General features: G+C 55.6%; 13 protein-coding genes, 1 tRNA gene and 2 pseudogenes. 5 read left to right on the forward strand and 11 right to left on the reverse strand.

Annotation, left to right across the window (positions count from 1 at the left end; all coding sequences use genetic code 11):
• Nucleotides 1-9 precede the first annotated feature (9 nt).
• Together CEE69_RS30005 and CEE69_RS30010 are read right to left on the reverse strand one after the other, a co-directional pair.
• On the reverse strand, nt 10-3,153 hold the full coding sequence (locus CEE69_RS30005; RefSeq protein WP_233215795.1) for a PSD1 and planctomycete cytochrome C domain-containing protein: 3,144 nt from the start codon (nt 3,151-3,153) through the stop codon (nt 10-12).
• A 128-nt stretch (nt 3,154-3,281) separates the two neighbouring features.
• A complete protein-coding gene (locus tag CEE69_RS30010; protein ID WP_390180012.1) occupies nt 3,282-4,373 on the reverse strand; it encodes an AAA family ATPase in 1,092 nt (363 codons plus the stop codon).
• Here CEE69_RS30010 and CEE69_RS30015 point away from each other — a divergent pair.
• Nucleotides 4,297-6,885 carry a DUF4159 domain-containing protein gene (locus tag CEE69_RS30015; RefSeq protein ID WP_099264218.1) on the forward strand — a complete coding sequence of 863 codons (2,589 nt, stop codon included), beginning with the start codon at nt 4,297-4,299 and terminating at the stop codon, nt 6,883-6,885. The genes CEE69_RS30010 and CEE69_RS30015 overlap by 77 nt on opposite strands.
• 34 nt (nt 6,886-6,919) lie before the next feature.
• On the opposite strand, the gene CEE69_RS30020 is transcribed toward CEE69_RS30015, so the two are convergent.
• The 4 genes from CEE69_RS30020 to CEE69_RS30035 form a co-directional block, all read right to left on the reverse strand.
• Complete coding sequence (locus tag CEE69_RS30020; RefSeq protein ID WP_099264204.1) at nt 6,920-8,770, reverse strand: phospho-sugar mutase; 1,851 nt, start codon at nt 8,768-8,770, stop codon at nt 6,920-6,922.
• 170 nt (nt 8,771-8,940) lie between these two features.
• A complete protein-coding gene (gene corA / locus CEE69_RS30025) occupies nt 8,941-10,065 on the reverse strand; it encodes a magnesium/cobalt transporter CorA (RefSeq protein ID WP_099264219.1) in 1,125 nt (374 codons plus the stop codon).
• Nucleotides 10,066-10,084: 19 nt separating this feature from the next.
• Nucleotides 10,085-13,663, reverse strand: a complete 3,579-nt coding sequence (gene smc, locus CEE69_RS30030) for a chromosome segregation protein SMC (RefSeq protein WP_099264205.1) — start codon at nt 13,661-13,663, stop codon at nt 10,085-10,087.
• Between the two features lie 135 nt (nt 13,664-13,798).
• Entirely contained in the window at nt 13,799-14,608 is an 810-nt protein-coding gene (locus CEE69_RS30035) for a DUF456 domain-containing protein (protein ID WP_099264206.1), read from the reverse strand.
• A 235-nt stretch (nt 14,609-14,843) separates the two neighbouring features.
• On the opposite strand from CEE69_RS30035, the gene CEE69_RS30040 reads away from it, so the two are divergent.
• The 3 genes from CEE69_RS30040 (at nt 14,844) to CEE69_RS30050 (ending at nt 16,363) form a co-directional block, all read left to right on the forward strand.
• Nucleotides 14,844-15,449: an HNH endonuclease gene (locus CEE69_RS30040; protein WP_099264207.1), complete on the forward strand. Its 606-nt coding sequence runs from the start codon at nt 14,844-14,846 to the stop codon at nt 15,447-15,449.
• A 223-nt stretch (nt 15,450-15,672) separates the two neighbouring features.
• Nucleotides 15,673-16,137: a hypothetical protein gene (locus CEE69_RS30045; RefSeq protein WP_099264208.1), complete on the forward strand. Its 465-nt coding sequence runs from the start codon at nt 15,673-15,675 to the stop codon at nt 16,135-16,137.
• A gap of 152 nt (nt 16,138-16,289) precedes the next feature.
• Nucleotides 16,290-16,363: transfer RNA gene (locus tag CEE69_RS30050), tRNA-Pro, on the forward strand.
• 938 nt (nt 16,364-17,301) lie between these two features.
• Here CEE69_RS30050 and CEE69_RS33790 read toward each other — a convergent pair.
• From CEE69_RS33790 to CEE69_RS30110, 5 genes and pseudogenes are all read right to left on the reverse strand, one after another.
• Nucleotides 17,302-18,375: pseudogene (locus CEE69_RS33790) on the reverse strand (recombinase family protein); the annotation flags it as partial.
• Nucleotides 18,376-18,378: 3 nt separating this feature from the next.
• Entirely contained in the window at nt 18,379-18,912 is a 534-nt protein-coding gene (locus CEE69_RS30065) for a hypothetical protein (protein ID WP_099264209.1), read from the reverse strand.
• Between the two features lie 3,407 nt (nt 18,913-22,319).
• A complete protein-coding gene (locus CEE69_RS30095) occupies nt 22,320-22,697 on the reverse strand; it encodes a hypothetical protein (protein ID WP_099264213.1) in 378 nt (125 codons plus the stop codon).
• A gap of 175 nt (nt 22,698-22,872) precedes the next feature.
• Nucleotides 22,873-23,490, reverse strand: a complete 618-nt coding sequence (locus CEE69_RS30100; RefSeq protein WP_099264214.1) for a hypothetical protein — start codon at nt 23,488-23,490, stop codon at nt 22,873-22,875.
• A 568-nt stretch (nt 23,491-24,058) separates the two neighbouring features.
• On the reverse strand, nt 24,059-25,414 hold the full coding sequence (locus tag CEE69_RS30110) for an integron integrase (protein ID WP_199169991.1): 1,356 nt from the start codon (nt 25,412-25,414) through the stop codon (nt 24,059-24,061).
• Nucleotides 25,415-25,760: 346 nt separating this feature from the next.
• Here CEE69_RS30110 and CEE69_RS33835 point away from each other — a divergent pair.
• A pseudogene (locus CEE69_RS33835) lies at nt 25,761-25,902 on the forward strand (IS91 family transposase); the annotation flags it as partial.

A 25,902-nucleotide genomic window follows, 5' to 3' on the forward strand; every position in this document is an offset into this window, starting at 1 on the left:
AAAGTCCGCTCATGGCACAAACACAAATTCTTTGGTGTTGACGATGGCATGGGCCACGTTGGCCCACAACGAGACATCTTCCACAGTTGTTCCCGAAGCCGCACTGGATGCCTGAACATATTCGCGAATGGAATTTAGCTCCGCATCTGTCGCCGAACGGCCCAACGCGGTCCAAAACATCCAGTCAATGCGTTGATCGACGGCGGAGTCACTTGCCGAAGGAGCCGATTCGCCGGATCCCGATGACAGATTCAGGGGCACTTCTCGCATCGCTCGTTCGGCGAAGAATCGCGACTGCTTCCGCACCAACGGATCATTGAGCATCACCAACGCTTGCGCCGGAACATTGGACGCATTCCGGCGGCCCATGGTGCTGAACGGATTGGGCGTGTCAAACACGCTCATCATCGGCGATAAAAAGTTCCGACGAACCGCCGAGTAAATCGACCGACGACGATTCCCATCCAAAGGACCACTCTTCGCGGGTCGCCCTCGACCGTTCATGAAGGACGTCAAGTGAACGGGCACCGAAACACCTTCCAGTGATCGGTCGAGTTGGCCAGAGACGGCAAGCAAACTATCGCGGATGACCTCCCCTTCGAGTCGATGCAAATTGCTTTGGTGCAGCAATTCGTTCTTCGGATCAACCGATGCTGCACGCGAAGCCATCTCGTCGGAAACACTTTGCATCGACATTTGATAGGTGCTTGTCAACGCAATCCGCCGAATCATCCACTTGAGATGCCGACCATGCCGGTCGAAATCGGTCGCAAGGTGGTCGAGTAATTCGGGGTGAGTTGGACGCATCCCCAGCACACCAAAATCGTCTGTCGTCGGCACAATTCCGCGGCCCAACAAATGATGCCACAAACGATTGGTGATCACACGAGACGTCAGCGGGTTGTGCGGGTCGTTGATCTGGTCGGCGAGTTCCAAACGTCCGCTTCCCGTCTCATCGCCAATGCGTTCTCCACCCGTGATCGCGGTCAAGAAATGCCGAGGCTCAATGTCACCTTCGCTGGATGAATTGCCACGAATCAGAATCGCGGCGTCCTCACCGTTTCCGTCGATCATGCCGATCGCCAAACGAGATCGTTTCCGAATCTGAGACACCAATTGCTGACGCTTCGAAAACCATTCGGATTGCCAAGCTTTCATTTCCGAGCGAAGTGATTCATCCGCCGCGACTTTGTCACGAATCGCGGCTTCCAAGGAAGCGACTTGCTCCGCTTTCGCATCCAATCGACCCTGAATTTCCTTTCGCGTCTTACCGACGTTTTTCTTCGATGACTGCGCAACGCACAGGATTTCAATGTTTTGGTTTTCCGCAGGCGTGAATTCAAAATGCAGACGGTGACCAAGGTACCGGCCCAAATTCATCTGAACCCAACCGTCGACCTCCTTGAACTTCACAATCGTTTCGCCGTGCAACGGACCATCGACCAAACGATGCGAATCAACACACGCGAAAACGTTGCCCGTGCCGCGAATGCGAATGGAAACGATCGGCTCAGTCAGTTCGAAGGTCGGTAAACGAAGCGTTCGACCCGCGCGCGGGTAGCCACGCAACTTTCCACGAGCGTTGGTGGCTTTGGATCGCACCGACTGCAATCCGTTCCAAGCCTCATCATTTTTCGCGACAGTATTCTTAGTCAGCGTGACCAACTGATTGGCGGTGCTTTCCGAATCATCGGACTCAGATTCGCGCGGCTCGATCAATTGCGGCTCACCCGATCGCAAAGGCTCGGCACCAAAGACAAATCCGTTCTGCCGGAAGTCTTGCGCACCGAGTTGATCAAACGAAGTCACGATGGAATCGGGCCAAGCACAATCCTCGTCGCCCTGCTCAACCTCGCGATATAGATCGGCAAATGTCGACTCAAACTTTTCGCGATAGGTCTCGTCGAGTTCCTGAATTTCAGCGGCCACTCGGCGATTGTGCTCGATCGTGTCGAATCGAATTTCGGCGTAGTCGCTACTCTGCAGAAAACCAGACAACGAGTAATAGTCAGCCGTCGAGATCGCATCGAACTTATGGTCATGACATCGGGCACACGCGACCGTGACTCCCTGGAATGTTTTCGACATCACATCGATCATGTTGTCGATGCGGTCCGATTCATCCTTGCGGATATCCACGGGTGAGTGAACCCATTCGCCCAGGTGCCAAAACCCCGTTCCCAAAACAGATTCATTGAACGGAGCCCCGCCTTCACGACCTTGGTAACTCATCCGCGGCTGAGTCATCAAATCGCCAGCGATGTGCTCTCGCACCCACTGGTCATAGGGCACGTCCGAGTTGAGACCTCGCACGACATAGTCGCGGTACTGGTCCGCGTTGGGGATATCGGCGTCGAACTCGTGCCCACGGGATTCGGCGTAGCGAACCAAGTCCAACCAATGACGTCCCCAACGATTTCCGAACTCAGGTGAAGCGATCAAGCGATCCAACAACCGATGCATCGCGTCTGGACGCGAATTGTTTTCAAAGTTGGCGACCTCTTTCGGCGTCGGCGGCAAACCCGTCAATGCGAACGTCAGCCGACGCACCAACGTTTTGCGATCGGCCGGATTCGCGGGCGATAGCCCTGCGTCTTCCAAACCAGCCAAGATGAATTGATCGATTGAGTCACGCGACCAAGCTGGATTGGTGACCGCCGGTGGAACGCTGTCTCGGACCGGCTGCCAAGCCCAATGGGTTTCTCGCCGATCTTCCAAGTCAAACGACTTGGCTTCGCCTTCGGCTCCTTCGGGCAAAGGTTCTTCTGGCCAATAGGCCCCTTCGGCGATCCACTTTTCCAAGGCGCCGATGTCTTCGTCTGACAGTTTGCCGGATGGCGGCATCTCATACGATTCAAACCGGACCGCTTCGATCAACAGACTGTCATCGACTTCGCCCGCGATCAGAGCTGGGCCCGAATCCCCACCGCTCAGCAAAAATGAACCATGGTCGAGACGCAGACTGCCTTGCCGCTCATCGACATCCGAACCATGGCACTCGTAGCAATGTTCGCTGAGCAAAGGGCGAATGCGGTTCTCAAAGAACTCGCGTTGGACTGATTCGTCTTCCGCCCAGGAAGTCGCCGACAACAGGACTCCCAACATCAAGAACGAAGTCAGCAAACGCGATGTCCCACGCCGAACACTCATCATCGAAGAGCATGCGTTGGAACGTGCAGAAAGGTTTTGTGAGCGATACGGCATGGGCGAGATTTGGCGGGCTGGCATCTGGCGGGAGTGACGCGATCGCCGAGTCGACGCTCACGCCGCAAGGAACCTCGTCACTTGGAGCGTTCCATTTTAGCCGGTTCTGGAATTGGGATGTCCTTCAATAGCCGCTGAATCACAGAATCCGTGTTCATCCCCTCGGCTTGGGCTTGGAAGTTGGTCGCAATGCGGTGCCGCAGCACCGGCAATGCGATTTTTTGAATGTCACCGGGCTCGACGCTGAACCGGCCGTTCATCGCCGCGATCGCTTTGCCACCGGCGATCAAGTTCTGGCCCGCACGTGGGCCCGCCCCCCAATCGACCAATTCTCGAACATACTCTGGCGCCGATTCATCCGAAGGACGAGTCGCTCGCACCAATTGAGCCGCGTATCGAATGACCAAAGGCCCCGCCGCGATGCTGCTGACCAATTTCTGGCAATTCAGGATCGCTCGAGCGGATAAAATTTTGTTGACGGTCGCGGATTCGCCTCGCGTCGTCGCGGTCAAAATCTTTTCTTCTTCCTCCGCCGACGGATAGTCGATTTTGATGTTGAACATGAATCGATCGAGTTGGGCCTCGGGCAGCGGGTACGTGCCCTCTTGCTCAACCGGGTTCTGGGTCGCGATCGTAAAAAACGGCTCGGGCAATGTGTGAGTCTCTCGCCCGACGGACACCTGACGTTCCTGCATCGCTTCGAGCAACGCCGCTTGTGTCTTCGGCGGCGTTCGGTTGATCTCGTCCGCCAGCAAAATATTGGCGAAAATCGGACCTTCGACGAACCGAAAACTTCGCCGCCCCGATTCGTCCTCTTCCATCACCTGTGTCCCGGTGATGTCCGATGGCATCAAGTCGGGCGTGAATTGAACCCGTTTGAACGAAACATCCAGAATATTCGCGAGCGTGCTGACCATCAAAGTCTTGGCCAACCCCGGTACACCCTCGAGTAAACAGTGACCGCGAGTAAAGATGGCCGCTAACAACTGTTCGATCGTGTCCGATTGGCCCACAATGACCTTCGCCAACTCTTCCCGCATCTTCTTTTGGTGCTCCGAGAACTCTCGCAACACATCTGCCAAGTTGCGGGGCTTGGACGCATCACCCGAACTCGCATTCCCTGCGGCGGGGTTCATCGGTGGAGGGGTCGGAACCGAAGGATCAGCCATGAATCACAGTCCAAATCGCAATGTTTCGAGTCGCACGGGTTTCCACCGCACGGCTCACGATGACGACGTCATGGATCCAAACCAATCCGGCCGAAAACTCGCGTGCGGGAGTCTTCGCAGTTTACGCCTTGGGACAAGCAAGCGATATCGGTGTGCCATCATCGCCGTGCTCTGCACCCTCAGTTTGCTGGCAAACACAGCCCAGCAATGCACCGCGCAAGACAACCGCGGACGCATCGATGCTCCCACGGTTCAGCGTGCGATCGATCGCGGGGTCGAATACCTTCGCAAGTCACAAACCGACCGGGGAGGTTGGGATGAGTTTCCGGGCCAATCGTGTGGCCTGTCATCGCTTTGCACACTCGCTTGGCTGAACGCGGGCGTGTCTCGCAACGATCCCGACATGGTCCGAGCCCTCAACTACCTTCGACGGTACGAACCGACGCAGACATACGCCGTCAGTTTGCAAACGCTGGTATTCTGCCACGTCGGTGCCTTGGAAGATCTGCCACGAATCCGTCGCAACGTCGCGTGGATGACCGCGAATCAAAAAACCGCCAATTCGAGAAACCCGGGTGCGTGGGACTACGGCGACAAAGAAGGTGGCGGCGATCCTTCCAACAGTCAATTCGCGTTGCTGGCTCTCGGGGAAGCGGTCAACCGAGGTGTCGAAGTGGATCCCGTCGTGTTCCAGCGAGCCCAAGCCTATTGGCGCAATCTACAGTTGCAACGTGGAGGTTGGCCGTACAGGTCAATCGATCCAACCGGCAGCATGACGTGCGCCGGGATCGGATCGCTGCTGATCGCTCAAGACGCCCTGAGCACGCTCGACACCGACCAAAAAACACTGCGGTGCTGCGATGAACAAACCGACGATCCCGCGATTGAAAAAGGCTTTGAGTTCCTCACCCGAATTTTCACCGTCGAGACCAATCCGGGAAGCGCACTGTCGAGCGATTTCTACTACCTCTACGCCATCGAACGAGTCGGACGGCTGTCGGGCCGCCGTTTGATCGGCGGACACGATTGGTATCGCGAGGGCGCCGAGCATTTGGTGAGTCTGCAAGATGCGTTTCGTGGGTTCTGGATCGGTTCAGGTCCCGCTGAAAGCAAACGCGATGTCGCCACATCGTTTGCATTGCTGTTTCTCTCCAAAGGAAAACGACAAGTCGTTGTCGGGCAACTCGACCATCCATCGCTTCGAACGCTCGGTGCGAACAACACTGCGTCACTTCCGTTTTCAACTTCACTGAAGCAATTGGTTCGACACGTCGAACGTGATTGGTCGCAAGAGTTGACTTGGCAAACGATTCAGGCGGAAGGTGCAACCGTCGCGGATCTGCTGCGAGTTCCCGTGATCGTGATTCGCGGTTCGCAACGAATTCAATTCAGCAACGAACTGGTCGATACGCTGAAGCAATACATCGATCAGGGTGGAACGATCTTGTTCGATGCTATCGGCGGAGACGGGTGCGGTGACGCGTCTGGTTTTCAAGCCAGCGTGATCGACCTGAGCCAGCGATGGTTTCCCGCCAGCCAACTCGAACGTCTGCCACCGTCCCATCCGGTTTGGTTCGCCGAGCGTCCGGTTGATCCCACCGCGATCGGCCCGGATTTCTGGGTTTATGGTGTGGGTGCTTGCTGCCGAACCCCGGTGTTCTATTCACCTCGTAGTTTGTCTTGCCGATGGAAACACGGTGGACCGCTTCTTCGCAACGGCGACATGCCGGCCGCCCTTCGGCCTCAAATTGAAGCGGGGATTTCGATCGGCGAGAATATCATTGCGTACGCGACCGGCCGCGAACTGAAGAACAAGCTAGACGCGGCATCGATCGTGGATGGTTCGACCGCACCTCCGCCGACACGCGGAGCCATCCCGATCGCAGTCGGTGCCCTTGGGGCTGGTGAAAAACAAGTTCTTCGAGCCCTCCCCAACGCAGCCACGCTGATCCGCGAAAAGTTGGCGATCGAAGTCATCGCGGTGAACGATCCGATTGACCTGACCGAGGAATCGTTGGCCCGCGTTGGCGTGCTGTATCTGCACGGTCAAACCGCGGTCGACCTGAAACCATCCGAAAAAGATGCCCTGCGAGCGTTCGCCTCGCGAGGCGGTATCATCATCGCCAGCCCCATTTGCGGCAGCGAAGCATTCGGCACATCCATCCGCTCTCAACTCGCCGATCTGTTCTCAGGCGAGTCATTCGAGCCCATGGCGAAGGAACATCCTGCCTGGACAACTCGCTACGGCGGCTATGACTTGAGCGATGTCACCGTCCGACGTTCCAACCAAACTGGCGAGCGTCAAAAGAATCAAACGCTCAAAATCAGTCGCGTGCGATCGACGCCGATTGTCGATTTGCTGCAAGTCGACGATCAAGCGGCGGTGTATTACTCACCGCTCGATCTCAGCTGTGCACTCGAGTCACAAAACTCGGTGCAATGCCCGGGCTACAACACCACCGACGCCGCCCGAATCTTGGCCGGATTGATTCTCTACTCGCTCAACCGCTGAGACGACTCAACGAGCCTCAAGAGTTCGATGCGTCTCAGGAATGCAGCCGAGCGAAATCGCGAACATCTTCTTCGATCGCACGCAAGCGATCAGACAACTTGATGTCCGCGTCTCTCGCGTCCTGCGACTCGGCGGCTTCCAAGCGAGTGAAGACGTAGAACTTCACCTTGGGTTCGGTGCCACTGGGACGGACAGCGACGTAGTTGCCGGACATTTCCAGGTCCATGATGACCAGGTTTCCACTTGGGCCTTCCAACGGCGATGTGGAACCGTCGGCAACGTTCAAGATGGTTGCACTGCCGTAGTCACGCACTTGGGCAACCGCGATTCCGCCGAGCGACTTTGGTGGTTCTGCGCGGAAAGCTTTCATCAAGCTCTGCATCGCGGCCATCCCTTCGCTGCCTTCCATGAAAACGTTGATCAGATTTTCACGGTGCATGCCATGCTTGCGGTACAAGTCAGCCATGTACTCGTGCATCGACTTGCCCTCGGCTTTCAACTTCGCCGCCAGCTCACCCATCAACATGCAAGCGACCGCGCCGTCTTTGTCTCGAGCGTAAGTGCCAACGAGATAACCATGCGACTCTTCGCAACCGTAGACGAAATCTTCGGGGCCTTCGCGATCCATCGCCTCGGCGATGTACTTGTACCCGACCAACAAATCACCGACGCAGCGTGCCCCGTGCGACTCAGCGATGCGGCGTACTAATTCGGTGGTGACCAAAGTCTTGATGACGTAAGAACGATCGGTCAGCTTGCCCGACTTCACCGTTTGCTCCAGCACGTAGTCGGCCAACAACGCAGCAATTTGGTTGCCTGTGAAGGTTCCCCATTCGCCACTGGAATCGGTGGTCAACGGAGCAGCCACTCCCAAACGATCGCAGTCGGGATCGGTTGCGAGAACCAGGTCGTACCCACCGGCACGAGCCGTTTCGATGGGAGCTTCGAAGACGGCTGAGTTTTCAGGGTTGGACACATGCCCGGGAACGTTCGGAAAGTCACCACTCTTTTCGCGATGACCTTCGTAGACATCAAGTTGAGTGAAGCCGTCTCGCCGCATCAACGGAATGACGGCTTCTTCGCCGACGCCGTGCAGTGGAGAGTAAAGGATTTTGACATCCCGTGAACCTTCAAAAGCACACTGTGACGCGGCGTCAATGAAGGCCGCATCGATCTGTTCTGTGACGACTTCGATGCGTCCGTCGGCCATCGCTTCCGCGAAAGGAGTCGCACGAATTTCTTGGCAGCTCATCACGCCGTCGATGATCGCTTTGTCGTGTGGTGGCAAAACTTGACCGCCCGTTGACCAGTACACCTTCACCGCGTTGTCGCTTGGCGGGTTGTGGCTGGCCGTCACCATGATGCCGCAATCGCAATTCAAATGACGCACTGCGAACGACAACTGAGGCGTCGCTCGGTAATCGTCCAGCAAATAAACCTTGAACCCGGCCGCGACCATGATGCCGGCACAGAGCTCGGTAAAGTGACGAGATTTGTGCCGCGTGTCGTAAGCGATCGCACACGACAGTTGCTTGGCACCGCCGTGGTATTGAACGACGTAGTCGGCCAGTCCTTGAGCGCTCTCACCGATCGTTCGGTCGTTGATTGCGTTCGATCCAATTTCGTACATCCGACCGCGGCGTCCACCGGTGCCGAACGGAATGATCGTCCAGAAAACGTCGTCCAGCTTTTGCCACATGCCGTCGGCGATGTGTTGCAGCGTTTGGTCGCGGTAGTTGCGATATCGATCTTCGGTCAACCAAGATCGAATGTTTTCCACGGCTCCGGCGGTCAGCTTCTTTTCTTGGCAAGCTTGATCGATCGCGGCCAAGGCTTCGTCGACGGACAGGGAAGGGGACGAAGCAGGGTTGGAACCAGATGTCATGATGAGATCGCACCGGGGATAACGGGGAGACAGGTCGAGTCAGTGGGCCCAGATTCTACGCCCCGACGGACCGTCTCACCACCTAACGTCCAAACGTTCCGGAGACGCGAATTCCGTACTATTTCGCGTGCAATCGGTGACGCCTGGGTCACTCGATCAACCCGACTTCGCTAGCTCAACCAACCCTTGCGGTACAAGAAGTACAGCAGACTCAATGCCAGAACCATCATCACTGAAAGAGCGAACGGGTAGCCAAAACTCCATTCCAGTTCGGGCATGTTCAATGGCGATGCCTTCTGATCAAAGTTCATCCCATAGATCCCAGCGACGAAACTCATCGGGATGAACAGTGTCGCGATGATCGTTAACACTTTCATCACATCATTATTTTTTTGCCCGAGCAAAGCGAAATACAACTCCCGTAATTCGCCGCAGGTCTCGCGGTCGGTGTCCGCGGCTTCCATCAACTGCCCAATGTGGTCCTGGCAATCGCGAAGATACAAACGGGTGTCGTCACCGAGAATGCTTTCACCTTCCCTCAACAAAAGCCGAAGTGCGTCACGGTGTTGCTGGACCGTTTTGCGAATCGACAGAAGATCCGCACGGATGTGGTGCAGATGCATTGGCAAGTTGTCGTTGTCTTTGTCCTGCAACAACTCAGCCATTTCGGACAGATGACGCTCGTAGCGTTCGATGACCGGAAAATAGCCGTCAATGATTGCGTCGATGATCGCATAAACCAAATAGTCTGCCCCGCGGTCTCGGATGCGTCCCCTCGCCCGGGAGATTCGGTCGCGGACAGGATCGAGGCAATCGCCGACGTGTTCTTGGATTGTGATGACGGTGTTGCCGACCAGGAACATGCTGACTTGTTCGGTTCGGAAACCATCGTCGCCGACCGGCATGCGGGCGATGAAGAACAATGTCTCGCCATAGCGTTCCAGCTTGGCATGCTGATCCATTTGGACCACGTCTTCCAAAGCCAACGGGTGCAAACCGAATCGTTGCCCAAGCGAGCGAAGCACTTCCATGTCACGGATGCCGTGCAGATCGATCCAGGTCACCACATTTGGATCGGCGGTGTCAACACTTTCGATCGAGTCGACCACTTCGTTCCGGTGCGTCCGTCCGTCGTACTGGATCACGCGAATGTGACTGGGGACGGCGTCCTTTTTTTTCGTCGAAACATCGCTCGACAAATCGCCGGGGACGTTTCCAATCTTGGACCGCGAACGTGCCCAGCGAGGCCGGTGCACGCGAAGATGCAGCGGCAGTTTGCCGGGCAATGCACCCATCGCAAGCAGAAAGTCTCGTTTACGCGGCGTTGATTTGTCCGTCTTCGCTGACATCTTCAAACCGGATCGAGACTTGTTTGCTGACCCCGGACTCTTGCATCGTGACACCGTACAACGTTGTCGCCGCGGTCATCGTTTTTTTGCTGTGCGTCACAACAATGAACTTGGACTGATCCAAGAACTCCGTCAACACGGTCACGAATCGGCCGATGTTGGCTTCGTCAAACGGGGCGTCCACTTCGTCCAGCACGCAGAACGGGCTGGGGCGATACTGGAAGATCGACATCAACAACGCAACCGCCGTCAACGCTTTTTCACCACCCGACAACAACGAGTTGCTGAAACTTGGCTTTCCAGGCGGCGTGGCAACGATCTCGACACCGGCTTCCAACGGATCGTCGGACTCTTCCAATATCAAATCGGCGTGACCACCGCCAAACGATTTTCGATACAGCTTTTGGAAGTTGATTCGGATGGCTTCGAGCGTGTCCAAGAACAACCGCCGCGAATCCGCGTTGATGCGAGCGATCACGCGCTGAAGCGAGTCTTTCGCAGCGGTCAAGTCTTGATACTGACCGTGCAGTTCGTCGTAGCGAACCTGAAGCTCGTTGAGTTCCTCCAAAGCTTCCATGTTGACCGAGCCAACATTTTGCACCTGGCCCCGAAGCTGGCTGATCTCTTGATCGACCGAAGACCGGTCTTCGATTTCGGCCAATTCTTCAGGAGGCTCGTCGTTTCGGAGGTCGATCTGGTAATCCTCGGCGATCCGATCCGCCAGCGTGGCTTGCTTAAGTTCCGCAGCATCGCGAGCCGAACTGATTGTCGCGACGGTTTCGGTCGCTTTGGCAACGGCTTTGATAGCCGCTTGCGATTCGGATTGGACGCGGCGTGTTGCTTCGCGTTCCTGGTTGGCTTCGGCTGCCAGAATCTGGAGTTTTGAATCAGCCGCTTCCATCGCGATCATCAATTCCGCCAACCGATTGTCCGCGTCCAAGATTCTCGTTTCGATCTCGGTGATCCGTTCTCGCGTTCGAGTCATCGCGTCGCGAACTTCTTGGTTGGCCGCTTCCCGCTGACTTTGATCGCGACGAGCCACATCGGCGGCGATGGTCAACGATTCGACTCGCTGTTCGCTGCGAGCCGCCTCAACCGAGATGCTCATCGCTTCGGATTGCACCTCGCGAAGCTGCTCCGAAGCCACCGTCAATTGTTGATCGACTTCGCTTCGCTGAGTTTCCAGCGTCTCAATTTCTTGCTTGCCATCCTGGATCGAACGGGCCAGCTCACCGTCTTGCTGCTCAGCCGTCGCGAGCAACTCAGTGTGCGACGCCGAAGATCGTTTCAGTTCGTCGACGGTTGCCTGACGAGCGGACAAACGCTCGGCGACGTGATGCAATTTCGCTTCGGCAGCCGCGTGTTCCGTGATCCAGTTCCGCATGGCCTGTTCATGACGACCAAGCTCCGCGGCTTCGCTATCGACGACTCCCGTCAGACGGCCAACTTCTTTTTCGGCTTCGGCAATTTGATAGCTGTAGTGCTGCATCTCGGACTTTGCCGCCGCCAGCTCACTACGACGGCTGACCAAACCGGTTTCACCACCGGGAGGCCCCACCACACTGGATCCATCGTTGTCCAGCAAGTCACCCGACGCGGTCACGAAACGCAAACCGGCCGAAGACAGCTTTCGCAATCCGATCGCGGTGGCCAACGTGTCGACCAACCAAGTGTTGCCGAGCAGGTGACGAACCAGCGGTTCCAGTTCGACCTCGCAATCAATCATTTTGTCAGCGCGACCAATCACGCCGGCCAAACCGTCCAAACGGATCTTGTCACCGGGCCGTCGGTTGGGCAGCTCATCCAGTCGGATGATCCCGACTCGCGTGCCAATCTTGATCTCACCGCGACTGATCGCATCGCTGACTGAGCCACCGCGGACGATGACGTATTGGCTGCGAGGCCCAAGTGCCGCATCGATCAGCGGAGCGACTTGCCGATCGACCACGAAACAATCCGCGACGATTCCGACCAGATCTTTTTTCAGTTGAGCGTTGCTCATCCGCAGCACTTCGCGAACGCCGCCGCTGACACCTTCTTGTTTTTGCTGAAGCTCTTCCAGCACGCGAGCCCGCTCGGTGATCCCCTGCAACCGAATCTTCAGTGATCCAATTTCTTCGCGGCGTCGCTCCAGCACTCGGCGAGTCTCGCAAACTTTCGCGTCCGCGATTTCGACTTCGCGTTGCGCTTCGGTGATTCGTTTTTCCAGCTCCGAAACATTGCGAGCGACTTGGTCGTGGTCGTGCTGAGCAGTCTTCAACCCTTCGTCGGCCGTCACCAAATTTCGTGCGATCTCCTCGAGAGCCCGCGTAGCCTCTCGCATTTGTTGAGCCACCCGCCCTCGGTTGGCTTCGTGCTCGGCAACCCGGCGCACCGCAGCCAAGTGATCACGTTGCAAATCATCACGAGTCGTTTCGATCCGATGAACGGTCGCCTGTTCCGCATCGCGTTTGGTGGCGATCGATTCTTTCTTCTGCTGGACTTCCGCCAACTCGGACTCAGCGACTTCCAACGCCGCGATTGTCTTTCGCAAATCAGCGACGGCCGATCCAGCTTCGGTTCGCATCGCTCGCAATCGCCGATAGTGACCGATCAACGTGCGCCGTTGCTCGACCAAAGTCGTCTGATCCGATTCGCGACGACCACCGATGCGAGCGATCTCGCCGGACAACTCGCTGCGGCTTTGTTCCGCTTCGCGAGCTGCTTCGGCGATCGTTTGCAATTGCATCTCGGCAGCTTGCCGTTGCTCTTCCAACGATTCACGTAGAGCGTCCGCTTCGCCGTGTTGTCGTTGAGCAGTTTCCAGTTGCGAAGTGGCTTCGTTCAGTTCAGACGACAGAGTCATCCAATCGGTCCAAGCGACGACCGTCCGAAGTTCCTTCAATCGGTCACTGGCTTGGCGATAGCGTTCTGCTTTCCCGGCTTGGCTCTTCAGCGTTTTCAATCGCGTGGCGACTTCGTCAACGATGTCACCCAAACGCGTCAGGTTCGTTTGCACGCGTTCCAGTCGCCGCTCGGCTTCCACCTTCTTGGCTTTGAAACGACTGATCCCCGCGGCTTCTTCAAAGATGGCCCGTCGATCTTTCGCGTTGGCTTGCAACATTCGATCGACTTTGCCCTGCTCGATCAAACTGTAAGCATCGATCCCAATGCCCGTTCCGCGGATCAGAGCTTTGACGTCCTTCAGACGGACGGCCTGTTGGTTGATCAGGTACTCGCCTTCGCCGCTTCGATAAACTCGCCGAGTCACGTGGACCTCGGGAGCATCCACCGGCATCTGACCACCGGTGTTGTCGAAGATGATCGTCGCCTCCGCGGCGCCCGCGGGACCGCGAGTTTGTGACCCTTTGAAGATCACATCCGACATGTCCTTCCCGCGAAGACTCTTGGCACTTTGACTGCCCAAGACCCATTTCATCGCATCGACAATGTTCGACTTCCCGGAACCGTTTGGCCCCACGACAACCGTGATGCCATCGGGGAAATCAAACCGCGTGCGATCAGCGAAGCTCTTGAAACCGGCCAGCTCGAGTGCTTTGAGCATGAATGATTGTGTTGCCGGGAGCGAAAGAAAATTTGAACGACGGACGGGTGAAACGTGGTTTCGACGGTTCAAGACTAGCCAAAATGCCGTCGAAATCCTAGTTCGATCACGTGAAACGGCTCACAATCCTGGCCATCAAAAAAGCACCCCAATCACGCAGACAACCAAAACCAACAGCCCGGCGACCATTTTGCCCACCGTTCCGGTCGTTCGCCCCCAAAACGCAGCTTGCCCAATCCGCCAGCTGTCTCGCCAAGTCTTGCCGTCGTTCCATTCCGCGTACATGGCTCCCGCCGTCGCCCCCAAACCTCCGAACAAAATCGCCGCCAATACCGGCCCGACGACGGGAATGGGCAGGCCCACGATCCCTCCGACGATGGCCCCAATGATCGAACCGACAATCGCCATCAACGTGGCTCGTCGGCTGGCTCCCGCCCGGCTGGCCCCCATCGCCCCCGCCAAAAACTCGACCAACTCGCCGACCAACCCCAGCAAAAAAGCGATCGCCAACGACACCAGCCCGAGCTGCCAGCGTCCAGTTTCGGGACCCAACCACGCGTACAGTGCCATCAGCGCGATCGCCAACCAATTTCCCGGCAGTGCGACCAGATTCAACAACCAAGCCAAGGTGCATGCGAGAATCAACGATATCCCTAGTGCAACGACTCCCACCGGCATCATCACGTCTCGAACGGTGTCGCGAGTCCACACCAAGGCGTCGCTGACGCTGGCCCAGAAACCACCGTCGGTCTCCTCCGTCGAGATGGCTTCGGCCTGAGCAAAACCGACGTCGAGTGAGGAGGTCAAAGACGAGAACGGATCGACGCCAACCGCCGTAGTGATTGCGTCACCAGTCAATGCTCCAACGACGTTCGCGGCCGGAACAGCAATCTCGGTTGGCAACAGTGTCTCGAGAAGCATCCAAGCAATCTGCAGATCGATCATGCTGTGAAATCTGTCGGAAGAATTGAAGTGGAAAGGCAAAATGGACAGGCAGGGGTGAACCAAACCCGGTAATTTCCCGTCTCATCAGCCACTTGGGAACCAGCCCCATCACGTTGCAGGAACGATGGAGTGAAGCGGGAAGAGACTGCAAAACTGTGGTTTCTTCTTTTCCCAAACGCTACGATGGAGCAACTTCGAAGCCAGCTTTCTGATCGAGGAAAGGATTGACGCAACAATGAGCGGACGGGTTTTAGAAACCAACGTATTGGTGCTGAATCGCTTTTACATGGCGATTCGCGTGGTCAATGTTCGTCGAGCGTTGACGCTTTTGTATCGCGATTGTGCGGAAGTCATTGACAACGACGATGGACAATTCATTGGATACGACTTCGATAGCTGGTGCGAACTGAGCCAATTGGCTTCGGATCAAAAGCAACCAGAGGATGAATACATCCAAGCCGTCGGGTTTGAGATGAAGGTCCCACGGATCACTCGATTGACTCGTTTCGATCGGATGCCGGCCCAAACGGTTCGGTTCAACCGCAAGAACTTGTTCGCTCGCGATGATCACACTTGCCAGTACTGCGGCAAAGCGGAACCAACCCACAAGCTCAGCCTTGATCACGTTGTGCCACGTTCTCACGGCGGTGGAACGACGTGGGAAAACATCGTGTGCTGCTGCCTGCGTTGCAACAGCCGCAAGGGTGGTCGCACGCCGGTGCAAGCACGCATGAAATTGCTGTCGCGTCCGATCAAGCCTCGGTTCAATCCACTGATGACTCATTCAATGGATGACCCTCGCTACGCTTCTTGGAAGACGTTCCTGCAAACGGCCAAATAGGCAGTTTGGGAAAGAGCGAATTCCGGTTATCCACGAGGACTTTTGCTCGCCATCCCGGTGCGTCGTCAGACTCACCGGGACCGGCGTGATCGCGTTCAGACGTTGTCTTCCGTAGTCCCGCCGGCTGAAAATCGGGAATTGCTCGACAAACAAATTTCGGCGTGGTTATACTCGGGACATCATCGGACACGACCCCATCGGACCCGAATCGGAATCATCGCTTATGTCCTACGACGACAACCCCACATCGCCCGTTTTCCGCATCGACGTTTCTGCGGAAACAGAAGCTGGCGTGCCGGTTTCCAACGAGGAACTGACGGTCGGGTTGCTGCGTCAATTGGTCGTCAGCCAGCAGCAACAAACCAAATTGTTGACCGAATTGGTTCAGCAAAATGCCGCAATGCACAAGCAACGTGCGGGTGAATTGCAGCAATGGAAAGACGCCAACCCGCAACTCTCACGTTCCTGCCGTCGTGCCGCGGAAACGCTCAGCGAAGTGCAGACGGAGTTCTTGCAAACATTGACCGAAGAGATCGACGATTCCGGCGATCACTTGGCCGAAGGCGAGTACATGCTGAACGAATTCATCGATCGCTTTGGTCCTCGAATGGCCCACCTGAACGGAATTTTGCAGGTGCTCGCCCAACTTGGGACCGGCGAACCCATCGCACAGCAACAACAGCAGTGAACTCGAATGGGTGATTTCAGCCGCTGAAAAAATTCTGTGGCTTGGAACTCCCAAGTGGACTTTCGAGAAATCGAATCGTTCGCTAATCTCTCGCCTTCTCGGACGCGAACGTCTCTCGCAGACGTTCCCAGATCGTCCGAAACCTGCCTTATCGGGGCGTAGCTCAGCCTGGCAGAGCGTCTGGTTTGGGACCAGAAGGTCGCACGTTCGAATCGTGTCGCCCCGATTCACCTTGGTAAGCGAGCCCCCGACCTCGTCGAGGTAGGCCTTGATTTCACCAACATTTTTCCCGCCGCCGCTCGGATTGGAGGGATTTTTGGTGAAGGCCGAATCAGTGCCGATGGAACGTCCACCGACTGGGTTTGTAGGTTCTGTGGGGCAGTGAAGGGATCCATGAAGAGGCACCGGCAGGTGGTACCCGCCGATCGATATCACACCGGAGCGGACCCTCCGTACCGTGCGACTGCCCCATTTCGCAGCATGAAAATCTAGGCCAATCCAAACATTCAACTGTTGTAAGACTTGGTTGATTCGCGGACGAGCCTCTGGGCTGGACGCCAAAACTTCCAGCTTGTCAAACATCGCCAGCGCTTGCTCAACCCGCTGCTCAGGTGAAAGCCCCGGCTTGGCGGCCGCAGGCTTGGTTCGACTCAACTCTTGCTCAACGTGCAGGAGTTGCTTCTTCCTGTCTTCGAATTCTTCGCGGAAGACCTGCTGCAGGCCATCATCCATTTCAACAGCCAGTTTTCTGCCAATTTCTTTCTTCTCGATAGCTAGAGCCTCTGCTCGCATTTCCAGTCTTTTAATTGCGGCACTCTCTTCAGTTTCCGAAGTCGGACGCTGTCGCGCCAGCTTCAGCAGCTGTCTCGCCAGCTGGTCGCGTGACCCCGAAAGCCGAATCAAGTGCTTCAGCGATCGCAATACAACGCGGAGCAATGCCTCACCATCAACAGAATTGTGGTAGCAGTCGCTCGTTTTTGTATGGCGAGAACATTTGTAGATGTTCTTCTTGAATGGCTTTCCGTCCTTCTTGCTTGACTGGGTAGACCCGTACATGGGGGCCCCACAACCCTCTGTCAAATCAACCACCCGTGTCGAGAGTGGGTATTGCTCGGGATTCTTGTTTTTCGGAATTCCTTGCTGCGAGCGCGAGCGTGAATCACGGATTGCTTGAATCGCTTCAAACCTCTCGCGATCGAACTCTGGCTCGAACGCCGCGTCAACCCGGACGCGGCTCTCGCTCGGATTGACCACGGTGACCACGCGATCACCATCCCGTTCAGTCGGAAGCACCACCCGGCTACCGGATGTCGCATCGAAACGAAAATGCTTGCCTTCGGAACGTGTACCGTACTCAAGAATCCCGGCTATTTTAGAGTTCTCGCAAAGCGACTTGACCGTGTTATGGTTCCATTTTCCGCTAACGAAATGCTTTGCACCGGCATCGGTCCTCGTCCGTCCAGAGTCTGGGCTTGGAATTCCCACCGAGTTGAGATGGTTTGCGATGTTCTTGTAACCAATACCCCGCTCTCTCATCTCCAAGATCAAAATCCAAGTCGCGATCTTCTCCTCGTCATCAGGCAGTTGCACCACGTGATGCCCAGCTTGCCGAACAATGCGTCCGTCTTCAAGCTTGGTAAGGGTGCCATCCGGGGCCTTCAGGAACCTGGCAAAGCCGTAGGGAGCACGCCCTCCGGTACTGAACCCCTGCTCCGCTAGCTTCTTTTGCACATCCAACACACGACGACTGAGATCGGCCAGAAACTGGCCACTTCGATGGTACTCGATCATGGAGATGATCGCTTGACCAATATCTGCTTGGCCGTCGTTTGAAGGGCTCAGCTCAGTGTCGCAAAACACGATCGTGATCCCTTCTCGCAGCAACTTGAACTCATCGCTCGTCGCCTCTGCCGCATTTTCAGGCCTAGAAAGTCGATCACGCTTGTGAATGTAGAGGTGAGATACAGATGGATCGCTGAACGCCCTTTGCATGAACGCCAAGAGCCCAGGACGTTGGCGATCTGAACCCGAGACAGCGTCATCGATGTAGAGATCATCAATGACTGATACCCCGTCCGATTGAGCACGTTTGAGGAGGTCCTCATTGAACTTGGGCATGAAACCATCTGCCTTAGCTTTCGCCTCAGCCCATCCAACCTGCATTTCAAGGCTGTTCTCTTGCTTTTCAGAGCTACGACGAGCGTACATGATCGCTCGATTCTTCGTTCGGGCGTACATTGTTCAGTCCTCCTCCAGGTCTGCAGTTTGCATATCGACAAGATCCATGAGCAGTTCAGCCAGCGAGCCCAGAGCCTGCTCGTCGACCGTTCCGACCTTAGCCACGACGGTTGAGGTGTCACTCAGGACACCCGATGTCATCGGTAGACTTGATGACCATTCAATCTGGTCGAGCTTCCGAGAAAGCTCATGCCCCTCACTCGACTTCCATCGATCGACGTCCCCAGACTTGACACGATTGAGAAACCGATTGAACTCCCGGACAGACTCATCCGGACGCTGTCCGTAATGGTCAGACAAGCCCAAAAGTTCCCATTTTTTGAGAGTGGTGACGCACGCTGCGTGGTACCAGAGGTCCCGCGTCAAGATTGGTAGCTGGCTTTCCGGATCAAGCGGAAACCCGGCATTCTGCCAGACAGGCAAAATCCAAGTGAGGGTCGCAGCACCAAGCGCTCTACCATCGAGACGTGCTGAGTGATAGAGCTCCGCGAACTCTTGGCTGTAAAGTGAAATCGTCTCGTCGTTCTCATCAGACATTCAGATGATCCAATTGGGGAAAATCGAGTTACTACCTGGAATTCTAGACATTTTCGAAAATGCTCCAAATTCGTGAAATCTGCGACATTCAGCAACGACGACAAAAACACCTAAACACTTTCAAAGAAAAGACTTGCGCAAAAACGCCATCCCGAAGTCACCTTGGTTCCGCGAGCGTGCTCGAAGCGTGCCAGCCGACGTCTTCGAAGTTGAAAAACCTGCCCAGCAGGATTCGTTGCTCACGGACCCAGGCATCCGAACTGCCCCGAGCACGCTCGTTCTACGTACTTTCATCGCTGAGAACATCCGAGCGTGGCACACTCCTTCGCTACCAGCCCACTCAAGACTGGCGACCAACAGCAACACAACGGCGAGCCTCCTTTTCGGAGGCATCCCCCACAGAGATGCGACTCGCTACCGCTGACCAACGAACACAATCGGATGGTCGATGCGACGAACCTCACCAGAAGATCAGAGGCAGCAAAACCGGCTCGAGATCGCGACGAGCCGCTCGATAATGCGAGACGCTCCACCTTTCATGGCTCAGACCTGTGGTGCACTGTACAGTCCTCTTGCTTCTCGCGCAGCCACCGTTCAGCTGCCAACCGTGCGATGAGATCAATCAAAGCCTGCACCTCGGTTTCAAGTGGATGGCACTCACAACCTTGGTCGCTTTCTTCAGCATCCTTTGCATGGATCATTTTCATGTAACTCAACTGAACACTCCTACAATTGGGGTATGTGCTGAACGATTCGGCCCTCTGCTCCACTTCTCCGGAACTGAAGCATTCGTCGATTGGCAAGCCAGTGATTCAACACCGAAAACAGAAAACCGCTTACCTACGAGTACCCGTGCTCAATGCCTTGGAAAGCCCTCGACCGAAGACCTTGCAAGTTGCAGCCGAGGCGTGAATCCGTGAACTGACAATCTGAACCTTCTTCACGTTCTGAACCTTCTTCACGTTTATCTATCAAACGATCACGCCCGAGGTGCCTGATCGCTTGAACCAGACGCACGCCACTGCAGCAAGCGTTCATGATCACCAGCATTTGCAGGGCACTCCGACGCGAGGTACGCAAATCATCCTGATCAACCGAACAGTCAAAACGATGTGCACCATTGCTGACTGCTCCCAAACGAGGAACGCTTCGAATTCCGTTCGTCGTTTTTCATCTACAAAGCAAACAGACACCTACATAAAACACATGTTGGCAAGCCATCCACCTCCAGATTGAATACAACCAAGACGCTTTCGGAGCGATACTCGACCCCCTGCAGGATAAGTTTCCTCGGCAGTGTGTAGTGGAATCCAGGACTTGCCCCACCTCACGGAAAATTGCTGGTTGATTGCCGCTCAACGACTGCTTTCGCCGAGCTTGCTCATCAAGGCGACTGTCATCCGACGCCTCTAGGTAGCGAGACCGCAACAAGAAATTTCTTGATTGTTGCCTTGCCACTTCTGGTATTCGAAGTCGCGCGATTCGCCGTTGCATTCAATATGAGCGGTCGTTGCTAGCCCGGGCGTGACGCCCGACCCGGCTTTGACTTCGGTTCACCAGACAAGCATCGATTGACGCGGATAAATTTGTACCAGGAGTATGAAAACTCTCGTCGGAGCTGTGAGACCCGTCCTGATGACATCCCGAACTCCGCAGCCACTTCTTTCGTGGAATAGCCAAGTGAGAGACGTTCGGCGATGTTGCGATCGCGTAACGATAATCCTCTCAACCAACGCGGGAAGTCCATTCGGAACGCAACTTGATTTGGTACCGAGGTGAGTCGGTTGTCGACCAAACACTGCGACCACTCAGTGGACAGTTCACCGGGGGTCCCAAGCGTACGAACTTCATACGCCGCCACCTGCTTGGCCTGCGAAGAGAACACATCGTGTGAGCACTGCGAAGTTCCGCATCGTCGGCCGCTCCAGTAGCTCTTGATTGCAAATTTTGCTAGCGTCGTCGCGAACGCCCTTTGAAGCTCGTTTCTTTCGTGCAAGCGTTGATAGGCGCACACGGCATTCGCGAGAACCTCAGCAACGGCATCGTCGCGAGCCTCTGCGTCGAGGACTCGAAATGCGCATCGGGCATGACGTTCAATGGCTGGTAACAATTTCATGAACCCCCTTTGCCAGTTCGTTGCAGGGGCAGAACTTGGACAAGATTGACACTTGGACATAAGACACTCCGTGAGAACGGACCGCCCTCACGCAGGGCGGTCCTTGGGAAAAGGACCGCCCTGGCAAACGACCGAGGCGCAAGAAGAACTCCCAAAATCAGTCGATCAACCGAACAGTGATTGGGAACGTTTAAATCGAGGACATAGCGAGCTTGAACGCCACTCGCTGGTAGAACGTTGAGCAAGAGCGAAGCTTTGGTTCACACCTGCCTCCACGACCCTCAATGCTGCGCCCTGCTAAAAAAATCTCGAAGCCCGAAGCAATTCGTGAACGACAAACCGTTGCGACTCGAAGTGCTTTGCTTCAGCTGCGGAAGGTACGTCGTCCATTCGAACGACGAAGCATTCTGCATTGGCTTCCCCGGTGTCACGGTTTCAGATGACAGCAGGGTCAAAACCGCGGCGACTTTGACAGCATTCGACGAGCAGCCGTGCCATGCGTGAAACGAAAGGACACGTATGCCGACCTGACGCGGGGTGAATGCGATTCGATGCCTCTGCAAGCCGAATTCATTCGTTAACGTGGAACTGACTGATCTTGGCTAACTCTGGATGGACGAGTTACCGCAAAGGCTCGGAATGCGAACCTAGTGACGATCGACCATCGCTCAACGTTTCTTTCCCCGCCGGCGAAATTCTCCATAGGTCGTGACTGGCAAATTTCGCGGATGACGCTGCCGGAGCGTGCTTCGTGTGACGGGTGAGTCACGGGGCCAACGTGGCAGACAACGATAGCTGAATGGCGTTGGCTGATACCGCTTAACATCTTTTGACAGAGACTGCGGATCGCGCATACGAACCTCCAATGATACAAGTGATGGATACCGCCAAACCGAAGAGGGCTTGGCTTGCGGGCTTGAACTGTGCCCGCCGAAGAGAAAGAAGTCCGCGATTCGAAATCTGAGACTCCAACACAGAGCGAGTCGAAAACACCGAGGGACGACGGCGGCTAATCCTTCTCACCAACTATATGTAGCGCAGCTTCGATCAAAATTTAGCCCCGGTCGCATGGTGCATTGGTGAATTCCAATTCGCCAACGTCCAGACTCTGCATCACCAACATCGAGAAACGCCCACATCCAGTTAGATCCAGCTCACAAGCAGTGAACTGCCAATCTTACAATTCCCACAATCAATTTTCGCCGACATAAAAATTCTTGCACCGGTCTCAAGCGTCGTCGAAGCCCCCAGGGGAAGCGGATGCTCGGCCTTCTCAATTTGAAAAGGCGAATCACGCGAACCATTGCTCATCCAATTTGAGACCACTTGCATCCCGTTCGCGGCAGGATGGCATGAATTCCAAGTCAATCCTGGCTTCCCTCTGTTGCAGGTCATGAAGAGCCGCAAAGTCGCCGACCAGAAACGCGGACACTTGATCGGTGTAGGGATGCCAACGGGCACTCTCTTTCAATTCACGTTGTTGCTTTCGCTCTTTTCGCCGGCGAATCTCGGTTGCCTCGGCCGTCTCTCGCTGCGTCAGATACTCCGGATCGATCGCCGCACATCGCCAATCGACGCCAAAGTGCTTGCAGTACCCTCGCAGCACATTCTTCCCCGTGTATTCGGGCAACCAAGACTGCGCCGATGCTAGCCTTGCAGCACGCTTCACCCGTTTCACTCTCGGAGGCAACGATTTCTTTTTTCTTCTTATGGTTCATTCCGCCCCATCACTGGACGGCACAACGCCCAGCGTGATTCGATATCCAATGGACGTCGTCGTGGTTCGCGGGAGCACTGAAACCAATCGGGGAGGACAGCCTGAAGCAAGCCAAGCGTGTCTGCGGTCATTCGTCATCCAAATCCCAACGATCAAGTACGTGCGCGTCAGCATCCGGTGGAACGATGAGGTCCGCGAAAGGATCTCTCGGATCGTCAGCGGTCGTGTAGTCATATTTGAGCATGTTGGGGCGAAACAGCACGTCATGCCCCGCCACAATACGAAAGCCAAGCTCGGCCAATTCTCGATCTGGTAGCTCGGTGATTCCCCTGATCATGACCGTGGCCGTTTCGTTTGGAAACATGTCACAGATGGAGTCGAGGATCATCTGCTGCCAGTCTCGCAGCGATGGATGCAGCACGACCTGATGGATGAAGATCAATCCTTGAACTGGATCGTCGAACTCGAAATCCTTCCTGATCCCGGCGAAGTCAATCGCCGGTTCAATCGTTGACGAATAAACCATCTCCCAGTTCTGCGAGTCGGCATCACAAACATGCACAATGCTCTGCCCCGCGGTCTCGGCGCGTGAGATGTCGAGGTAGTCGACTGCGACCCTGCCCGCGATGACTTCCTCAGAATCGCCCTCGTCGGTCAAACAGACAACATCGACCACATGCGGCCGGATGTACTGGTTCGGCTCAAAAGGCTTGGGATGATAAATCGATTTTGTTCGCAGTTTCATTTGCGCTCTCATGAGGGAGACGACTCGGCGGTGTTCGCGTTCAACATAACAAAGTCAAACGATCACCGCCTCGGATCAATCACGTCATGCGGAATCATCTGTTCAGGCAGGCCCCAGATGGCCTGCCCCAAAGTTAGCATCTCGGCAATTCGTTCCACAGTTGACTTGAGCCATCCACAGGAAAGACGAAAAACGATCAAACTGCTGCAGCCCCCAACACCCCTAGCAGCCTGTTGATTTAGTCGTATACCGAGTGACAACAATTAGCCGATGGGCGTTAGCCCCGGTTGGCGTCTGACTAACCGCCGCTAACGCGGTGCGGCTCATTAAATCAACAGCCCGCTAGGGCTACGTTTGACTGCTCCCCACCATTTGCTTGACGCGTGATTTTCTGTGGCTGATAATCATGTTCCATGACCCGCGTCGACGCGGCATCTCGAAAAGTCGGCGACACTCTTTCGAGGGTCACCCAAGGGGACGAAGTCCGCGAGATCTCTACCACTTACTCGATACTCACCGTGTCGACGCGGGGTTGATTCGACGCGTGTCACTGCAGCGGTCGCCCAGATCACTCCAGCTGGTCCGCGCCCCCCAATCGGTCCGCAGGACTCCGCACGCGACTGTTGATTCCAACATCCACGTGCACGTAATTCATCGTGGTTTCGATATCTCTGTGTCCCATTAACTTCTGAACTGTCGGCAGGTCGGTACCATCTTCAACCAAATGAGTCGCAAAGCTATGCCGCAGCGAGTGCGGCACTCCGTTCTTGGTGATTCCAGCCGCCCGTTGCGCGGTGCTCAGTGCGTTGGCAAATTGTTGCTCGGCAATATGATGTCGCCAGACAATGCCACTTCGCCGATCACGCGCTCGCTGTCGCGAAGGGAACACCCATCGCCATCCGATCTCGCGACCCGCGTTGGGATACTTTCTTGCCAATGCAAATGGTAGATACACCTTGTCATAACCTTCTTCTAAGTCCTGGTGGTGCCGCTGAGTCGCCCAAGCAATCTGACGTTGCAAATCAGGAACCACTTCCTTGGGCAAGAACGTCATCCGATCTTTTTGCCCCTTGCCGTCGCGTACCAGCAAACGCCCTTCGTCAAACCAGACATCTTTGATGCGCAATCGACGGCACTCTTTGTGCCGAAGCCCTGATCCGTACATCAGCAGAAACATGATGCGGTGCACGCCAGTCAAATTCTCTAGCAAGTAACCAATCTCTTGACGGCTATACCACACCGGCATCGTCTCGGGTCGCTTCACGCGAACCGCATTGAGGAATCCGATTCGCACGCCAAGGATGCACTCGTACAAGAACAGCAAGGCGGACCTTGCCTGGGTTTGAGTGCTCGTTGCCACCTGACCTTCGACAGCCAACTTCGTCAAAAACGATTCGATATCCTTTTGGCCGAACTGTTCCAGCTCGGTCGAGCCGACATGGCTCATGAATCGCTTGATCCATCGCACATAAGCCTTCTCGGTCGCCATTGAATAATGCAGCACCCGCAGATCAGCTCGCATGGTCTGGATCAGTTTGGGTTCGCTCGGGTCTTGCTTGCCACGAATTGCCGCGAGTTCCTCCTCGGTTGGCGGCACATCCAAGTCAAAATTGCGTTCCTGCTTGCCCAATTGCGCGAGCTTGGCGACGATCTGCGTTAAGTCGGGTTCGGAACGTTTCAGCACCGTGTCACGATAGTATTCCAGCGACCGAACTGCCTGCCATCGTTGCCAAGCGGGTGCACCTGACTCAAGCAACGTTCGCGAGAATCGCAAGGCCGTGTGGTGATTGACGGGCAACTGATCCACCAGGCCTTTTGGGAACGACAAGGCGTAGCGTCGAAGCCACTTCGGAAACCAAATCCGATCGGACTCCCCGATGTCGTCCGCCACGGCCACCGCACGCTCAAATTCCGCGAGTGTCATCAAACCGATCCTATTATGAGGCAGCGTTTCACGAGCTGGGCGAATACAGCAATCTCCATTGGGAGCGCACCGGGCCTCTCGACAGACTATCGAGTCAAGTGATATTGGTCAAACAGCCCTACTCAGTAGGGTCGTATTGTTCGAGCGAGTCAAGTGATATTGGTCAAACGACCGGACTGAGTTGGGGCGTATTACCTGGACGAGTCAAGGGATATTGGTCAAACACCCCAACTCAGTCTGGGTGTATACTGGGCTTTCCCGAATACGACCCTACTGAGTAGGGTTCAATCTATCGTTGTACTGGCCTCTGGAGAACTTCCTTGACGCGTCACGTTTCTTATAGGCAGTGACCTTGTCGCTCGACTTGCAACAGTTGATGCGCAAGCACTACCCCAGACTTGCGAAGTCATATGGGCTCAGCGGTGACATGCACCGAGCCGCGTGGGCCATCATGCATTGTCGCACGCGAGAGTTGGGAGGCCATGTCA

Origin of the sequence: Rhodopirellula bahusiensis, from assembly GCF_002727185.1 — a bacterium.
Lineage (GTDB): Bacteria > Planctomycetota > Planctomycetia > Pirellulales > Pirellulaceae > Rhodopirellula > Rhodopirellula bahusiensis.